General features: G+C 43.0%; 21 protein-coding genes. 5 read left to right on the plus strand and 16 right to left on the minus strand.

All coding sequences use genetic code 11. The features are described 5' to 3' along the window. Window positions 1-79: 79 nt before the first annotated feature. The 11 genes from BLT53_RS13670 to BLT53_RS13720 all read right to left on the minus strand — a co-directional run bounded on the left by BLT53_RS13670 (window position 80) and on the right by BLT53_RS13720 (window position 10,057). Window positions 80-604 carry a PepSY domain-containing protein gene (locus BLT53_RS13670; protein ID WP_090235583.1) on the minus strand — a complete coding sequence of 175 codons (525 nt, stop codon included), beginning with the start codon at window positions 602-604 and terminating at the stop codon, window positions 80-82. Then, entirely contained in the window at window positions 601-1,980 is a 1,380-nt protein-coding gene (locus tag BLT53_RS13675) for a sensor histidine kinase (protein WP_090235584.1), read from the minus strand. The genes BLT53_RS13670 and BLT53_RS13675 overlap by 4 nt, the downstream gene beginning before the upstream one ends. Further along, entirely contained in the window at window positions 1,970-2,671 is a 702-nt protein-coding gene (locus BLT53_RS13680) for a response regulator transcription factor (protein ID WP_090235586.1), read from the minus strand. The genes BLT53_RS13675 and BLT53_RS13680 overlap by 11 nt, the downstream gene beginning before the upstream one ends. 88 nt (window positions 2,672-2,759) lie before the next feature. Further along, window positions 2,760-3,278 carry a PepSY domain-containing protein gene (locus BLT53_RS13685; protein ID WP_090235587.1) on the minus strand — a complete coding sequence of 173 codons (519 nt, stop codon included), beginning with the start codon at window positions 3,276-3,278 and terminating at the stop codon, window positions 2,760-2,762. 124 nt (window positions 3,279-3,402) lie between these two features. Beyond that, window positions 3,403-4,857: a DHA2 family efflux MFS transporter permease subunit gene (locus BLT53_RS13690; RefSeq protein WP_090235588.1), complete on the minus strand. Its 1,455-nt coding sequence runs from the start codon at window positions 4,855-4,857 to the stop codon at window positions 3,403-3,405. 35 nt (window positions 4,858-4,892) lie between these two features. Beyond that, a complete protein-coding gene (locus BLT53_RS13695) occupies window positions 4,893-5,468 on the minus strand; it encodes a TetR/AcrR family transcriptional regulator (RefSeq protein WP_090235590.1) in 576 nt (191 codons plus the stop codon). Between the two features lie 124 nt (window positions 5,469-5,592). Then, the gene (locus BLT53_RS13700; protein ID WP_090235591.1) at window positions 5,593-6,597 is read right to left on the minus strand and encodes a FecCD family ABC transporter permease; all 1,005 of its coding nucleotides are present in this window, start codon (window positions 6,595-6,597) and stop codon (window positions 5,593-5,595) included. Further along, window positions 6,597-7,637 (minus strand): FecCD family ABC transporter permease, encoded by a 1,041-nt coding sequence (locus BLT53_RS13705; protein WP_090235593.1) that lies wholly within the window; start codon window positions 7,635-7,637, stop codon window positions 6,597-6,599. The genes BLT53_RS13700 and BLT53_RS13705 overlap by 1 nt, the downstream gene beginning before the upstream one ends. A 27-nt stretch (window positions 7,638-7,664) precedes the next feature. Beyond that, window positions 7,665-8,603, minus strand: a complete 939-nt coding sequence (locus BLT53_RS13710) for an iron-hydroxamate ABC transporter substrate-binding protein (protein WP_090235594.1) — start codon at window positions 8,601-8,603, stop codon at window positions 7,665-7,667. A gap of 70 nt (window positions 8,604-8,673) precedes the next feature. Beyond that, complete coding sequence (locus tag BLT53_RS13715) at window positions 8,674-9,486, minus strand: ABC transporter ATP-binding protein (protein WP_090235596.1); 813 nt, start codon at window positions 9,484-9,486, stop codon at window positions 8,674-8,676. A 181-nt stretch (window positions 9,487-9,667) separates the two neighbouring features. Next, complete coding sequence (locus BLT53_RS13720; RefSeq protein WP_090235597.1) at window positions 9,668-10,057, minus strand: cupin domain-containing protein; 390 nt, start codon at window positions 10,055-10,057, stop codon at window positions 9,668-9,670. Between the two features lie 47 nt (window positions 10,058-10,104). Here BLT53_RS13720 and BLT53_RS13725 point away from each other — a divergent pair, with 47 nt between their 5' ends. Next, window positions 10,105-10,482, plus strand: a complete 378-nt coding sequence (locus tag BLT53_RS13725; RefSeq protein ID WP_090235598.1) for a TetR-like C-terminal domain-containing protein — start codon at window positions 10,105-10,107, stop codon at window positions 10,480-10,482. A gap of 126 nt (window positions 10,483-10,608) precedes the next feature. Here the strand turns inward: BLT53_RS13725 and BLT53_RS13730 are convergent, their stop codons facing one another. Then, window positions 10,609-11,649, minus strand: a complete 1,041-nt coding sequence (locus BLT53_RS13730; RefSeq protein ID WP_090235600.1) for an NAD(P)-dependent alcohol dehydrogenase — start codon at window positions 11,647-11,649, stop codon at window positions 10,609-10,611. Window positions 11,650-11,869: 220 nt separating this feature from the next. Between BLT53_RS13730 and BLT53_RS13735 the strand changes: the two genes are divergently transcribed. Next, window positions 11,870-12,277, plus strand: a complete 408-nt coding sequence (locus BLT53_RS13735) for a MerR family transcriptional regulator (protein ID WP_090235601.1) — start codon at window positions 11,870-11,872, stop codon at window positions 12,275-12,277. Window positions 12,278-12,409: 132 nt separating this feature from the next. On the opposite strand, the gene arsC is transcribed toward BLT53_RS13735, so the two are convergent. The 4 genes from arsC to BLT53_RS13755 all read right to left on the minus strand — a co-directional run bounded on the left by arsC (window position 12,410) and on the right by BLT53_RS13755 (window position 15,106). Continuing rightward, complete coding sequence (arsC, locus tag BLT53_RS13740; RefSeq protein ID WP_090235602.1) at window positions 12,410-12,829, minus strand: arsenate reductase (thioredoxin); 420 nt, start codon at window positions 12,827-12,829, stop codon at window positions 12,410-12,412. Between the two features lie 21 nt (window positions 12,830-12,850). Further along, window positions 12,851-14,149: an arsenic transporter gene (locus BLT53_RS13745; protein ID WP_090235604.1), complete on the minus strand. Its 1,299-nt coding sequence runs from the start codon at window positions 14,147-14,149 to the stop codon at window positions 12,851-12,853. Window positions 14,150-14,165: 16 nt separating this feature from the next. Beyond that, window positions 14,166-14,513 (minus strand): ArsR/SmtB family transcription factor, encoded by a 348-nt coding sequence (locus BLT53_RS13750; RefSeq protein WP_090235605.1) that lies wholly within the window; start codon window positions 14,511-14,513, stop codon window positions 14,166-14,168. 188 nt (window positions 14,514-14,701) lie between these two features. Then, window positions 14,702-15,106 (minus strand): ArsI/CadI family heavy metal resistance metalloenzyme, encoded by a 405-nt coding sequence (locus BLT53_RS13755; RefSeq protein ID WP_090235607.1) that lies wholly within the window; start codon window positions 15,104-15,106, stop codon window positions 14,702-14,704. Between the two features lie 178 nt (window positions 15,107-15,284). Here BLT53_RS13755 and BLT53_RS13760 point away from each other — a divergent pair, with 178 nt between their 5' ends. The 3 genes from BLT53_RS13760 (at window position 15,285) to BLT53_RS13765 (ending at window position 16,070) form a co-directional block, all read left to right on the plus strand. After that, on the plus strand, window positions 15,285-15,608 hold the full coding sequence (locus BLT53_RS13760) for an ArsR/SmtB family transcription factor (protein ID WP_090235608.1): 324 nt from the start codon (window positions 15,285-15,287) through the stop codon (window positions 15,606-15,608). A gap of 78 nt (window positions 15,609-15,686) precedes the next feature. Beyond that, window positions 15,687-15,860: a hypothetical protein gene (locus BLT53_RS25135; protein WP_170834347.1), complete on the plus strand. Its 174-nt coding sequence runs from the start codon at window positions 15,687-15,689 to the stop codon at window positions 15,858-15,860. A gap of 12 nt (window positions 15,861-15,872) precedes the next feature. After that, window positions 15,873-16,070: a hypothetical protein gene (locus tag BLT53_RS13765; RefSeq protein WP_090235610.1), complete on the plus strand. Its 198-nt coding sequence runs from the start codon at window positions 15,873-15,875 to the stop codon at window positions 16,068-16,070. Window positions 16,071-16,994: the final 924 nt, after the last annotated feature.

Consider the following 16,994-nt stretch of genomic DNA (forward strand, 5'->3'; position numbering starts at 1 on the left):
GAGCGTCTGGAAAGAGAAATTGCAGCATTCAAGAGTCACAATTAAAAATACTTGCTTTGAACTGAGGTCTTTTTCACATTCAATCATTATCGTCGTCCCAGACAATGGCACCGACTTTTCCCGTGTAGACGTTAACATACACCTTGGCTTCTTTGGTTTTCGTATTCACTTCCACCTCGTACACCTGATCGGAACCCACTCCTTTAAGCTCCACATCATCGATTTTACCTTTTATTTCTTTAGCTGCAATCATTTTTGCTTCCTGTTCCGTTATTTTCACAGAAGGATTTCCCTTTTGTTCACGATCAACCTTCTTCCCGCCCTGATTGTTTATTTTCTGGATGGATAAAATGTTTCCTGTTTTTGCATCCGCATGAATGGTGTATTGCCCTTTTGCACCATCAAGCAGGATATCGAAATACTTTTCGTTCACCAGCCGGGTTCGCTTTACATTTCCATCGTAGGTTGCTTTTACAAGCTCCTCGGCTTGCAACTGACTTAGCGTTTGATTCTTATCCCGGACATTCAGGTAATATCCTATTCCCACTCCGGCCAAAATTACTAGGGTTACCATCCCGACCAACCATCTCTTTTTTGCCGTCATACTCTCTCCTCAATCCCGCCCTCCACTGCCTTTTTCAACAACAAAGTTACAGTTGTTCCTTCGCCTTCTTTACTATGAATGCGCATGTTGCCATTCATGTTTTGAATCATCTGCTGAGCGATGGAAAGCCCCAGACCGTTGCCCCCGGTTTCTCTGTTTCGTGCTTTATCCACCCGGTAAAACCGCTCCGTAACATGGGACAAATCTTTTTCCGGAATCCCTTCTCCATGGTCCCTAATCGTTATAGTAGCCGAAGGGCCTTCACTGCCTACGGTTACCTCGATGTGTTCCTTGCTGTATTTTTGAGCATTGTCCAACAGAATAAAGAGGATTTGCTTTAACCCTTCCCGGTTTGCCCAGACCATCGGCCGCTCCTTCATGGGATAAAACTGAAAATCTCTATTGTGTATGGCAGAAAATGAAGAGATGGATTGCCCGCAAAATGCATTGAGTTCTATCTTTTCAGCTGGCAGCTGAAAATCTGACGTGCTTATCGCCACCTTTAATAATTGCTGTGTCATCTCTTTCATATGAACGGCTTCCGCATCAATCGCATCCACGGCTTCCTGGAAGAGGTCTGGCCTTTCCAAACCGCGGCGTTTCAGCAGCTGTGCATAACTTTGAATGATGGTTAGCGGTGTTTTTAATTCATGGGAGGCATCGGAAACAAACTGCTGCTGCTTTTCATAGTTTTCCTGCAGCCGGTCCATTAAATGGTTATACGTGACCGCCATGGTATAAAGTTCATCCTTGGAACGGTATGCAAGTGGAATCTTTTTATAGGAACGCTCTTTTTGTGCTTCCTTCATCGTTCCAACCATGGTCCCAATAGGCTTGAGGATTAAATTCCCCAGAATTCTGCCGCTTGCTATTGAAGGGAATAAAATGGCGAGTGATGCAGCCACCAAAACCCAGCGCAGGGTATACAAATTCTCCTCCACCAGGCTCAACCCTTCAACTACTTCCAGCGTCACTACATTTCCGTCGCTCCAGATCAATGGAATCGTACTTTGAATAGAAAGCTTTCCATCATTTTTAACAATGTCAGCAGATTGGCTGCTGGTAAAACGAGGTCTCAGATCTGTGAGCTGATGGTTATCTTTTTCGATGACAAGGACAGCGTTGTTACTTCCTGAAATAATACGAATCATCCCATTGGAGGGAATGTAAGCTCTCAAGAGATCAACCGCGTCAGCCCTTGATGACAAATGAGGCTTTACCGCCTGAGCGATGATTTCTGTTTGCCTTGTCAGCCGGTCTCTTTCCGATTCCGTTGATAGTTTATAAAACATAAAGTAAATACACGAGTTGATGATCAGGATCATAATAAAAAGCCATACCGTAGAAAGCATTTGAATCTTGGTTTTAATTTTCACCGTTGCTGCTCCTTATACAATAACCCACTCCCCGGACCGTGTGGATCAGATCCTCTTGTTCATGATCGCCCAACTTTTTGCGCAGATAACGGATATAAACATCCACCACATTGGTGTCACCATAATAATCAAATCCCCAGACTTCGGTAAGGATTTGATCACGGGTGAGCACTTGATTTTTGTTTTTCACAAGATAGCTTAAAAGGTCGAATTCTCTTCTTGTCAGTTCAATCTCCCGGGTTCCCCTTTTCACGGACCGCGATTTTCCATTTACTTTCAAATCTGAGATGGTAAAGAGGTCTTCTGAGGATTTTTCCTTCGCTCCTTTAAACCTTAGGGCGGTTCGGATCCTGGCCAGCAGCTCCTCAGTCTGGTAAGGCTTGGTGACATAGTCATTGGCTCCGAGATCAAGACCGCTTACAATGTCCGGTATCGAATCGCGGGCTGTCAGCAAAATGACCGGCGTTGCATTTTTAGCCGCTCGTAAACGCCTCAGCACCTCCATACCACTCATTTGTGGGATCATGACATCAAGCAGGATCAAGTCCCACTCCTGCTTCGTCGCTTTGGCTAACCCCTCAAGCCCATCGTAGGAAATATCGTATTGATATCCTTCAAACTCCAATTCCAGTCCCAGAATGCGGGCGATTTTCTTTTCGTCTTCTATAATTAAGATGTTTACCGGGTCCAAGATGAGCCTCCTTGTTTTTCCACGATCTTTTCTCAACTGTAGTATGCGGGTTAACCAAAATCAACGATAAGCTTCAGATTTTTATTTCTTAATCTTCATCCCCAGACTTACTTTCCATGCTGATCACTTTGCCTGTATTTGCATCTATAGTCAACTCGGTTTCCTTTGTTTTTGTCTTTACTTCTGCTTCATAAAGAAGTTTCCCTGATTCATTGTCCAATTCAATTTCCATTAACGTTCCTTTGCCTTTTTCCTTTGCAATGTTCGCTGCTTCTGTCAAATCAATTTTAGGTGGTGATACTACGTCATCCTTTTCAAGGGCTTCTTTCTCCACAGAAACCACTTCACCGGAGTCTGCCTGGATGGTCAGCTCAGATTCATTTTCTTTTCCTTGAAGGCTGACTTCATAAAATTCCTTCCCCTTTTCTTTATCAATCTCAAAGCTTACGGGAGTTCCGCTTCCCTTCTCCAGCGCCTTGAAAACAGCGTCTTCCACGTTCGCGCCTGAATTGGAATTGGCAGCATGTGCAGTATAGCTGTACGCACCTCCTCCTGTTACAAGAGATAAAGCCAATGCACCTGTCATCATTTTCGTTTTCTTTTTCATCCTATATTCCTCCTTAGTGGTTATAATTAAATCCTACCCATGCCACATTAGAACAACTTTGGAGAAAGATTAAAATTTGATGAGAAAAAAGAGTGAGCGCCAAGGGCACTCACTCTAAACATCATTATGCTTCTCGATAGACTTTTACACGCTTGATGAAGAATGAAATGATCAATCCGACAATCGTGATGATAATCGCAAATAGAAATGCCTGCTGTACCCCTTCTGTAAATGCCAGAAGCGGATTCAACGGGTTGGTCTTATCATCGGTTGTTTCCATATAACGCTGTACCCCAGAAGATAAAATAGAAATCGCAACTGCGGTTCCGATTGCCCCAGCCACTTGCTGCAGGGTATTCATGATCGCCGTTCCGTCCGGATATAATTCCTTGGGAAGCTGATTCAAGCCATTCGTTTGGGCAGGCATCATCACCATAGAAACTCCGACCATCATTAAAATGTGCAGAATGACAATCATTCCTGAAGTTGTGTCCAATGTGATTCTTGAAAAGCCAAGCATGGACCCCAGGGTAATCACCAGTCCGGAGATCACGAGCCACTTAGGTCCAAATTTATCAAAAAGACTTCCCATAACAGGAGATAGAAGACCATTGATCACACCTCCTGGAAGGAGAAGAAGCCCTGCGGCAAACGTGCTTAGTGCCAAAGAAGTTTGAAGGTAAAGCGGTAATAGGATCATGGAAGACAAAATAACCATCATGCTTACAATAACCATAAGCACGCCAAGCGAGAACATCGGATAGCGGAAAGCTTTCAGATTCAGCATTGGCTTTTCCATATTCAGCTGGCGAGTGACAAATAAAAGCAGGCCAATCGCACCAACAACGAGTGCAATAATGACCGGCGTGCTGCTCCATCCGCCGCTTTCTCCAGCAGAACTGAATCCATATACAATCCCGCCAAATCCAATAGAGGATAGTACGATAGAAATCAAATCAATTTTTGGTTTAGTTGGTGTTGTTACATTTTGCATAAAAAACAGACCAAAAATGAGGGCCATCACTAAGAGCGGAAGAGATATCCAGAAGATCCAGTGCCATGTTAAATTCTTAAGAATCAGGCCGGACAGTGTTGGACCTACTGCCGGTGCAAACATGATCACCAAACCTATAATCCCCATGATTTTTCCCCGTTTATAAGGCGGCACAATGAATAAGATCGTATTAAACATGAGCGGCAACAGCAATGCGGTTCCAAGTGCCTGCACAACGCGTGCGATCATCAATACGCTGAAGGCAGGTGCTATAGCGGCTATAAATGTACCTACAATTGAAAATATCAGTGAAGTAATAAACAGCTGCCGGGTCGTGAACCATTGCAGAATAATGCCGGATACAGGAACCAGGATCCCGAGGGTAAGCAAATACCCCGTTGTCAGCCATTGTGCTGTCGTTTCGTGGATTCCCAGACTATGAATTAAATGGCTTAACGCCATATTTAAAGCTGTTTCACTGAATAACCCGATAAACCCGGCTACCACAAAAGAGATGATTACGGGTGTTACTTTTATATGATCAAGACCGCTTTCACTTGCGGTTACTTGTGATTCAGATGCCATTTGTTTATTCCCCCTATACTAGTGATACTTTTTCTTTATTCTTCATTCATAAGCAAAAATGGTATTTGCTTTGCAATTGAACGCAATGGTTCCCCACTGCCATTTGTCATCGATAAAATACAGCCTCCTTCAATCAGCGCATTAATGGTCACACCCAAATCGGCTGCTTTATTTTCATTAAAACCGAATCCCACAAGCACCTCAGCGTACAAAGACTGCCAGTTTGCAAAAGCGGAATTGCATGCTTCCCGGAGTTTCGGATTGGTTTCAGCTGTTTCCGAAGCGATCAGTCCAATTGGCAGCCCTGTGGTCTTCTGCTCAGAATCAAATAAAAAAGAAACCTTCTCAATATGATATCCAAAGGCTTCCACAGCGGTAGCTTTGCCGTTTAAGTCCATTCTTGCTGCCTGCAGTACGTGCTGTTTCATCAACTGAATGGCTTCAAAAGCGATCTCTTCTTTACCATCTGGAAAATGATAATAGATGGATCCCTTCGGTGCTCCGCTTTCCTCTATGATCTGCTTCAAACCCGTCCCATGGTACCCTTGGCATTGAAACAAGCGGGAAGCAGTTCCTAATATACTATTCCTCGTGCTTTCCTTTTTATCCAACGTTTCCACCTCGAAATTATAGTGATCGGTCTACATAATAATAGGGCAATCATTTCATCATGTCAACTTTTACATCCGATAAAATAGAGGCCGGTTAACAACCAGCCTCATCTTCATGCATCACTTATTTTCTTGCCAACAGGTACATAAAATATGGCGCTCCAATTAAAGTAACGATAATTCCAGCCGGGATGCCGCTCGGATCAAGAACGACTCTTCCAATCGTATCCGCAGCAAGAAGCAGAATGGCTCCGATCAGCGCTGCAAGCGGCAGAAAGGACTGGTGCCGCGGACCAACTAGTGACCGTGCAATATGCGGGGCCATAAGGCCAACAAACGCAATGCCCCCGCTGACAGCCACTGACGCTGAAGCAAGGGCAACTGCCATTATAATCAGCACAATTCGTTCTCTCCCCGCATTCACGCCCGTTCCGATTGCCACGTTTTCGTTCAAGTTCAGCATATTCAATACATTGGATTTCATCAAGGATAATGGAAGAAGCACTACTATCCAAGGAAGCAATGAAACAACGAAAACCCAATCATCACCCCAAATCCGTCCTGCGAGCCAATTGGCCATGAACGCGTAGTTCTCCATATCCAGCCTGGTCGCCAGGGTCAGGGTAGCTCCCGCAAGAGCGGCTGCCAAACCGACCCCAACCAGCACAAGCCGTGCGGGTTCAACCCCTTCCCCTTTTTTGTAAGACATAATATAGATGATCGCAGCGGTTGCTCCCCCTCCTGCCAGAGCAAAAAGCGGAAGAATATACAGCGAACTTGATGATTCCACAGTAAAGAACATAATATAAACGACCACCATCAGTCCGGCACCGGCATTTATACCGAGGATGCCTGGATCTGACAGCGGATTTTTCGTTAAGCTTTGAAGAATGGCACCTGAAACCGCGAGTCCCATTCCTGCAAGAATAGCTACAAAAATACGCGGCAGCCTGAATTCAAACAGAATAAGATTTTCTTTCGGTGTTCCTTGTCCAAAAATCGTCCGAAACAGCTCTGCAGGAGTTAGTGAGGCAAAACCGGTTCCCACACTAATAATCAATACTGCGATCAGTAATACAATCGCGGAGATAGTTGTTACTCTTACCTTTTTGGTATGACCTGGATTCATCAACGGCTTATTCCTCCCCTTCTCGCAAGGTAAAGGAAAAACGGAACGCCAATCATCGCTACGACCGCTCCTACAGGAGTCTCATAGGGCGCATTGATCACCCGTCCAAAGGTGTCGGCCAAAACCATCAGCACACTTCCAAATACAGCGGAACAAGGAATGATCCAGCGATAATCCGTGCCAACCAAAAATCTGACAATATGCGGAACCATTAATCCCACAAAGGCAATCGCGCCCACCAGTGATACGGCTGCACCAGCCAAAATCAGCACCACAGTCATCAGAACAATTTTCGTGAGGAGCGTATTCTGTCCAAGCCCTTTTGCTACTTCTTCACCAAAACTAAGCATCGTTAATTGCCTTGAAAACAGGACAGCAACCACAATTCCCATCAAAGTCACGGGAACAATTAATTTAAGCTGTGCCCAATTGGTGCCCGATACTCCGCCAGCCGTCCAAAACGCAAGGTCTTGCGAAAGCTTAAAGTATAAGGCGATGCCTTCTCCCAGTGACGAAAGAAGGGCGGAAACTGCGGCACCAGCGAGCGTAATCCGGATTGGAGAAAGTCCGCCTCTCCTCATCGATCCCAGGCCAAATACCATTCCCGCTCCAATACCGGCACCGATAAAGGAGATTACCATGACCGTTAAATAGTCTGCTCCTGAGTAAAACGCAAACACACAGGCAAGAGCAAAACTAGCTCCGGCATTCAGGCCGAGCAAGCCGGGATCAGCAAGCGGGTTGCGGGTCATTCCCTGCATGATCGCACCGCTGACGGCAAAAGCAGCTCCAACCACCGCCGCTCCGAGCTCTCTTGGCAAACGAAGACTGACAATAATCCGGTCGGCTTCCCTGCCAGGGTCATAATTTAAAACGGCATTCCAAACGGTAAGAATATTGATCTTCGCTGCTCCGACGGAAATAGCTACCCCGACACTTACGACAAGCAGAACAAGGCCGAGCAGCAGGATGGATGTTCCTGCTGTCGGCCTAGAATATACAGTATGATCTTTTATTTGTTTGGTTTTTGTCTTGAACATGGCTTGCTACCCTTTTCTTTATGCAATTTAGTTCTTTTTGGTTAGTTCTTTTACGACAAAGTCCAGTTCTTTTTCAAGGGAAATTGGGTCATTGAAGTAGAACGATTCTGAATCAAATTTGATTGCATGTCCGTTTTTCACAGCAGGAAGCTGCTTCCATACGTTTGACTTCATAAAGGAATTGTCGGGATTGCCTGCACCGGTTCCAACAAAAATGTAATCGCCTGCGTATTTTGGAATGACTTCCGTAGAGATCGCTTTCCAGCCAGGCCCGAACACATCTTCTTGCAGCTTCTTAGGTGCTTTTAGGCCCAGAGCCTGGTAAATAACCTCAGTTCCGCGTCCCCAGTTCTTTCCGTAAACATACATGTCTTTTCCATAAGCTTCCATAACCATAAACGTTTTATCTTTACCGATGGCTGATTGTACTTTTTCCCGGGCATCAGCGGCTTCTTTCTTCCACTCTTTTACCCATGCTTTTGCTTCCTTTTCTTTACCTACCATTTTTCCAATTTCAATATGCTGCTCAAGGTAGTCATATTTGTCGTACGTCATGGTAACGGTTGGTGCAATCTCTTTGTATTTCTTGAGGTTTTTATCATCGGAGTAGGTAATGATCAAATCAGGATTGAGCTCAAGAAGCTTTTCATATGAATCGGCTGTTACCACTTCCGCCTTGTCCAATTTATTTCCGTAAAATTTGTTTTGCTTCGGATATTCGTTAACGGCCACAGGCGTAATACCAAGCTCAAGCAGGTTTCCTGCATACGTCGCTGCCATCATGGCCACTCGCTTTGGATGAGCCGGAACCTTCACATCGCCATTTTCACCTTTATAGATTCTTGTTTTGGATTCTTTTTTACCAGAATCGGCGTTTTCTTCAGATTTATTGCCGCAAGCTGACAGTGCCAGCATAAGAACGACGGCGATCAGGCCAATGAACAGTTTTTTTGTATGCTTTTTCATCTTATGAGTTCCCCCTATAGTTAGCAATAATAATCATTCTCAATTGAAAGTAAACAAGAAAGGCGTAATATTACGCCAAATTCTCAACAAGCTCTACAGGCTTTATGATATCGTACGTCAGACAAACTGGCTTTCTCGTTCTTGGATCCGTACCGATCTCGGCATCGATATTGAATACGTTCCGAAGCACCTGTCGTGTCATTACCTGTTCAGCTGTTCCCTCATTCATAATAGCACCGTCTTTCATGGCCACCATGTGATGAGCAAAGCGGGCAGCGTGGTTCAGATCATGAATGACCATGACAATCGTCCGCTTTTCCACTCTGTTTAGATGGTCCAACAGTTCAAGTACTTCCAACTGATGGCACATATCAAGGTATGTGGTCGGTTCATCCAAAAGGATAATGTCAGTTTCCTGCGCCAGTGCCATCGCAATCCATACCCGCTGGCGCTGTCCGCCTGAGAGGGCATCTACAGGACGATCCTTAAACTCATGAATGCCGGTAACCTGAAGTGCCCAGTCGATGACCTCATAATCCTTTTTCGTAAGCTTTCCAAGTCCCTTTTGATAAGGAAATCTTCCGTAAGAAACAAGCTCACCCACTGTCAGTCCTTCAGGAGCGTCAGGGGACTGAGGCAAAATCGCCATCTTTTGGGCAATTTTCTTCGTGGGTTCTTTACTGATTCCTTTCCCATCAAGATACACCATGCCGGTTTTCGGGTTCAAAATACGGGACAACGTTTTCAAAAGCGTTGACTTTCCGCAGCCGTTTGGCCCGATAATCGCCGTAATTTGTCCATCCGGAATGGAAACTCCGAGATTCTTCACTATATCCCTTTCACCGTATGTAACCGTCAAATTCTCAGCGTGCAGCCTGGACATCAATGAGGCCTCCTTTTAAACCTTAACTAAAATCTATATAATTTCATCTATTGAAAATGATTATCAATCTCGAGTTCAATTTTATGAGAATACCAGAAAGATGTCAACCATGTTTCCAAAATTGTCAAAAAAAAACCGTCCTTCTCTTATATGAGAGGTCGGCTTTCTTCTAAATCATACTTTAATCTTGCAGCTTATTATAGGTTTCTTCGCCGACTGCTTCCAGCCAAACGGTTTCACCCTGGGTTAGTGCCAGGTGTACAAACCAGCTGTCTTTTGTGGCGCCATGCCAGTGTTTCACATGAGGCGGAATATTGACCACATCACCTGTTTTTAGTAATCGAGCTGGTTTCCCTTCCTCCTGATACCAGCCCTCACCACCTGTAACCAACAAAACTTGTCCAACTTTATGAGAATGCCAATTATTGCGGGATCCTGGAGCAAAGGTTACATTTCCAATGGCTGTATTTAGTGGTTTTTGGTCGGTAAATATCATTTGTAAGTATGCATCACCGATAAAATTGGCTGCATCTACTTTTTCTCCTAAAGGAAAGATGGTGCTATTTTTAATTGTTCATTTTTCATTTTTGTCCCTGCTTTCTCTAATTTATTTTTATCGTGAAATCGCCTTCTCGTAATTCCTTAAACCAGCTTAAGGAGACAGATGAATGGGCATGTCAGGAAGAATGGATCGATGCCACTCAGATATTTTTTGAATACTTTGAGAAACATTTTTTATTTTTTTCAACGATGTTAGCCAGCAAAGGAGCAGCCCCTTCTTTTCGCAGTCAATTCTTGGAGTATATAATGGATGGATTTAAAGATGAATTGCAAAAAACAAACGGAAAAAATGAAGGTCTTAGTGACGATGTAGTTGTTCAATTCGCTGCAAATGCTTATGTAGGAGTATTGGAATCACGGCTAAAGGATGGAATGCCTTCTCCACCTAAAACCATAGCAAGAGAACTTGGAATTTTGTTAGAGGGAATTTTATAATTAAAAGGCCGGGAAACTTTTTTACCTGGCCTTTTGGGGATATAAACTTTCACCTGGAAAGTTATTGTGCTTAAAACAAAAAAGAAGCCCCAAAAGACAGGCTTTGGGGACTTCTTAGAACATCACTCAGATTGTGCTTGTGTCAATGACGAAACGATACTTCACATCAGAAGCCAGCACACGTTTGTAGGCTTCGTCAATTTGGTCAGCTGAAATGACTTCAATCTTAGGAGCAATGTTATGCTCTGCACAGAAATCCAGCATTTCCTGTGTCTGACGGATTCCCCCGATCATAGAACCGGCAAATGAGCGGCGATGACCGATCAGTGAGAATACATTTACTTCTAGTGGCTCTGCAGGCGCACCGACATTTACAAGTGTACCGTCAAGAGTAAGTAGTGAGAAGTACGCGTCCATGTCAATCTTTGCACTTACCGTATTGATAATCAGATCAAAGGATCCCGCAAGCTTCTGGAAGGTTTCTGGATCTTTTGTGGCATAGTAATTTTTTGCACCGAATTCCAAACCGTCTTCTTTTTTGTTCAAGGATTGGGATAGAACTGTAACCTCAGCACCCATGGCATGTGCAATTTTAACCGCCATATGGCCAAGGCCGCCCATACCTACAACCGCTACTTTCTTTCCTGGACCAGCTCCCCAATGATGTAATGGAGAATAGGTCGTAATTCCTGCGCAAAGCAGTGGTGCAGCTGCGTCAAGCTCAATGTTATCAGGAATTCTGACCACAAAGTCCTCCGTTACGACGATGTGGGTAGAATAGCCGCCCTGAGTTGGTTCTCCGTACTTGTCAACCCCTGCATAAGTAGGAACATTTCCTTTAAGACAGTATTGTTCTTCTCCTTTCTGGCAGTTCACACATTCACCACAGGAGTCGACCATACAACCAACACCAACTCTGTCACCGACTTTGTACTTTGTGACCTCTCTGCCTATCTCTGTAACAAATCCTGCAATCTCGTGTCCTGGCACAAGTGGATAATTCACTTCGCCCCATTCACCGTGAGCAGTGTGGATATCAGAATGGCAAATTCCTGCATATTTAATTTCAATTAGTACATCATGCGTATCAAGATCGCGCCGATTGATTTCAGCTGCTCGAAAGGGGGTGTCCGGACCATCTACAGCTCGTGCTTTAGCAGTTATCATGAAAGAAACCTCCAAGTATGTATAGATTTCAAGAGAACACTTTTCTCTTGTATGCCCATGTTAATCCTTCGAGTTAACTCTAGGTCAAGCAATTACACCATAAATTCAAAAACAATTTTTACTTTCCTCCAAGTGACTTTGACAGGCCATAAATTCAGTGATAGAATTTTCCGAACCATAGAGTTAACTCGAAGTCGAAATCAGGGCAAGGAGATTCGTAATGAAGACATATACGATCAGCGAAGTTGCAAAAGAATTGAACCTTACCGTTTATACGTTGAGGTACTACGACAAAGAGGGCCTTATGCCATTCGTAGAACGGACACCAAACGGTAACCGTTTGTTTAAAGAATCCGATATCAGTGCGTTAAAAGTCATTGAATGCCTCAAAGCTACCGGGATGCCGATTAAGGAAATTAAAACGTTCATAGATTGGTGTTCAGAGGGAGATTCCACGTTAGAGCAAAGATATAATATGTTTTTGGAACGAAAAGCCAATGTGGAAGCCCAGATGGCAGAATTGAAAAAGACAATGGAGGTTATCCAGCATAAGTGTTCCTATTACAAAACGGCGATGGATGCTGGAACTGAAGACATTCACAAAAACGAAAAATTAGCGAAAGTGTAATTCAAAAAAGCCTAAAGTTTCCCACACGAAACTTAGGCTTTCATTACTTTTTAGAAAAGTACTTTGAACATACCTTTGGGCTGTACGAATTCAAAGTCAATACGGCTAAGACACAGAATTGCTGATTTAGCATTATTCTCCTGTTTTCCCAAACGTCTCGATTCGTTCACCGATTTCATCGCGAACTCGCTGGAAGAACTTCCATTTTTCCTCTTCTGTACCTTGAGCTTTCGCAGGATCGTCAAAGCCCCAATGGTCTCGTTTTACATGAGGAGGAGTCATCGGGCATTTATCCGCTGCATCCCCGCAAAGCGTAACCACAAAGTCTGCATTATTTAAGATTTCAGGGTCAATGAGATCAGAGGTTTGGTTCGTGATGTCGATATCAATTTCTTTCATAGCTTTCACCGCGTTCGGGTTCAAGCCATGAGCTTCGATACCTGCACTTTTTACCTCCCACTCGTCACCAAGCAGTTTCTTACCCCAACCTTCAGCCATCTGGCTTCGGCAAGAGTTTCCTGTACATAAGAAGTAGATTGTTTTTTTCGCCATTTGAAACACTCCTTTAAGGAATTAATGAATAATGGTTAACCAGATATAAAGCCCTGTCAGGGTAATAAACAACGTGGGTACTGTTAATACGACGCCTACCTTAAAATAGTATCCCCATGATATTTTGACGCCTTTGGTGTTCAATACATGCAGCCAAAGCAGTGTGGCCAACGAACCGATCGGTGTGAGCTTTGGCCCTAGATCTGAACCGATAACGTTCGCATAGATCAAGGCTTCTCTCATTGCTCCTGTGGTCTGGGTATCTGAAATCGCTAATGCATCAATCATCACGGTTGGCATGTTGTTCATAATCGATGAAATAATGGCAGCAATAAAGCCCATACCAATGGTTCCGACAAACAATCCATGGTGGGTGACGTTCTCAATGACATCGGCCAAAAGACTCGTGAGCCCGGCGTTTTTAAGTCCATAAACGACCACATACATCCCGATGGAGAAAAAGACCACAGCCCACGGAGCCCCTTTGATTACGGTTTTCGTGTGAACGGCGGAACTCTTTCTTGCCGTCTGTAAGAAAACGATCGCGATAATCCCCGCGATAATCGAGACAGGAACGGAAAATAGTTCCCCAACAAAATAACCAATCACCAGTACGGCGAGTACAAACCAAGAAGATTTGAACATCTCCATGTCTTTGATCGCATCCACTGGCTTCTTCAGCTGGTTGACGTCATACGATTTTGGGATACTTTTTCTGAAATACAGATACAGCACCAAACTACTGGCCAATAAGCTAAAGAGGTTCGGGACGATCATTCGGCTTGCATACGTGGAAAAGCTGATGCCGAAAAAGTCAGCCGATACGATGTTCACCAGGTTACTGACCACTAACGGCAGTGACGTTGTATCAGCAATGAATCCACCGGCCATGATAAACGGCAGAATCATCTTGTCCTCAAACTTTAGATTGCGTACCATAGCAAGGACGATCGGCGTTAAGATCAATGCTGCTCCATCATTCGCGAAAAATGCAGCAACAACTGCACCAAGTATGGTGACGAGCAAGAACATTTTGAGGCCACTGCCTTTGGCATAACGGGCCATGTGAAGAGCGGCCCATTCAAAAAATCCGATCTCATCTAAGATGAGTGAAATGATAATCACAGCAACAAAGGTCAGGGTCGCGTTCCAAACGATTCCTGTTACGTCAATAACGTCCTGAAATGAAACCACTTGGAAGAGGAGGGCTAAAACAGCTCCCCCACACGCACTCCACCCGATACTTAGTCCTCTCGGCTGCCAAATGACAAGCGTCAAGGTAACTAAGAAAATGATGCTGGCTATAATGACTGAACTCACAACTAAACCCTCCTACTTACTCACAAGTGATTCGCTTTCCTTGTGCTTCTAATTCTTCCATACGAAAACGCTGACTCGGTATATCTTGAATGATGGTTATCAAATACGAAAGATAAGGGTAAGAAGGATTGACGGAGTAATATACCCACTGTCCTTTTTTCCGTTCTTTTACAAGCCCGCTGTCTCTTAATTTCCGTAAATGCTGACTTACCGCAGGCTGGCTCATTTGAAACAGCTCCACAAACTCACAAACACAACACTCATTCTCAGACAAGATTTTGACTATGGTAAGTCTTGTCTTATCACCGAGCAGTTTCAGGATGGTTGCCGCTGTCTCAATTTCCACTGCTTGTTCGTTCAACATGAAGCACCTCCCTTTCATCTTTTCCATCCATCATTGTATAAGTATATTCTTATGTATACAAGTGAAAAAGTTCACCCCTTTTAGGAGGTGAACTATTAGCAAGCTATTAAGAAGCTTTATAGAAAAATAATTCTTGCTGCTGTTAAAACATTCTTGAAAAGAGAGCTTCTGCTCTTGTTTTTTTGTTCCTAGCAGCAGGCTGTGGTGTTCGCATATGGAGACTGTTCCTCTACATCACTCTTCGTATAAAAGAACTCCCATTCGTTGCCGTCTGGATCAGACACCCAGAATTTGTCCTGAGTGGCATAGCAGCAGGTCACATCCATTTCCTCGCGCGCAAAAAAGCCGAGCTTCTCCAGACGGTCTTTATGCCTTTGTACTTCTACTGCATCATCTACTTGGAACCCGAAGTGGCCGACCTGGTTTCCCGATACTTCATTTTTTAGGTTTAACGTAAAGTTAAGGCCTGGATTCTCTAGCAGGAATTTCGCATAGTCGGATTTTACTTTGACTGGTTCTGAATCAAATACCATTGAGTAAAACGCAATGGACTTTTCTAGATCTGTGACATTTACACCAACATGAACTTTCATTGTAATCCCTCCAATAATTGTTTATGCCAACCTATTAATCAAATTTTCTTGATTAATTAAAGTATATTAGCAACTTTATCCAAATACAACCTGTTTTATCAATTTTTTTTGATTAATAAAAATTGACAACTCCTGGATGACAATATACGATAAATTCATGAAGACGAGGTGATGTACGATGCAAAAAGAAATTGCGCTTCAAGACCTTTCACAAGACAAAGAGTTCGAAAGGTACGAAAGCCAGTTTAAAGCGTTGGCCGATAAAAAGCGGCTTCACATTATGAATATCCTTACTCAACGAGGAAAGACCTGTGTTTGTGACCTGGCTCCTTTAATGGGGATGACGCAATCCAAACTGTCTTATCATTTAAAGATCCTTTGGGACGCTGGCATCATCCACAAAGAGACAAAAGGAACCAACAGCTATTATAGCATCAACATGAAAGAAATTAACCATTTGCTTTCCCATGAACTGTGCTGTATTTTTAAACCCAGTTGCTAGCTTATATCTTTTTCTAGGATTTTAATCAATTTTTTTTGATTAATAAATCAACTTTATTTGATGAAGAAGGAAATTAGTATGCTTAATGAATATGCTGTTTACCTTTTGGCTAAAGCTCGTCAGGAAAAAGTGGAAAGACAAGCACAGGTGGCTTGGATGCATCAGAATCAAAAAGAAGACAACAAAGCAAAGGAACGAGTGGTTTCTAAATCATCCTTAACCCTGGATCCATGCTGCTCATGTGCATCCTAAGGAGGGAATGAAATGATTGTCAATCGCGGGGGAGCTTTAGGAAAGGATTATTTCGTATCATATTTGCGGTTAATCATGAATGCTCGAAATTGTTCAGTGATGGATGCTCACGAAGTAGCAATGGACATTTTCTTTCATGGAGATAACACACGCTTTGGAATATCAACTTTTGAACAATTTCAATCCGCTTTCCACGAACTTTCTAAATAATCAAGATTCACAATGCTAAGAAAGAAGCCTCTTCAATCATAGTCGGTTCTTTCTTTTGCATGTATTGAATGCAAATATCGTTTTAGTTACAATATGTGACTTGAGGCATTAACTTTCCAGGAATATTTTGTAGTATTAAGTGGAATTATGCTTAAATCCTGATTTAAATTATTACTCGAAGAAAGTATATGCTTCATAATTAAACTTTCTGAAAACATATGTTTCTTCAGAATTCTTTGATATAAATAAAGGCTCTTCATTGTTTGTGTAGGCCAATAAACCACCAACGATGACTTTTCCATTCCACCAATGAGCACTTATAGACTGAATGTTTTATTCGGCAAGATAGACCCATTAATAAAAACCATGTTTAACGCGATCATGGTTTTTTATTGTGTATTTTTCTTATGGAGAAAACATAAGGGTTAGATCGCTAAGGAAATCAAGAATAAAGGAAAGCAGCTTGTCGTATGGTTGTCTTTGCTACAAAAATGATTTGTGAATTCGTTATAGAAACCTTCTTTTCCCAATCATTTCGTATGCCTATTTTTTCTCTTACAGATACTTGTCCAAACGAAAAAGGACATACCTGAATAATCTAAAGAACAGAGCAAAATCATTATATTTTCTCTGTACTTTAAGGAGGGATATCTATGCCAAAAAGGTCTGGAAAGAGAAGTTCGAAACGTTCTTCTAAACGATCTTCTTCTCATCATAAGCATTCTTCTAGACGTTCTTCAAAACGTTCTTCAAGTTCTTCTCATCATAAGCATTCTTCTAGACAATCTTCAAAACGTTCTTCAAAATGCAGACGTTCATCAAGTTCATCAATTTTTGTTTGTAAAAAGAAGAAAAAACGCCGTAGCAGTTGCTAAGATTGATGTCTAGTGTACAAACATTTATTACGATAAATGCATAATATAG

It is taken from the genome of Fictibacillus solisalsi (assembly GCF_900103485.1).
Taxonomy (GTDB): domain Bacteria; phylum Bacillota; class Bacilli; order Bacillales; family Fictibacillaceae; genus Fictibacillus_C; species Fictibacillus_C solisalsi.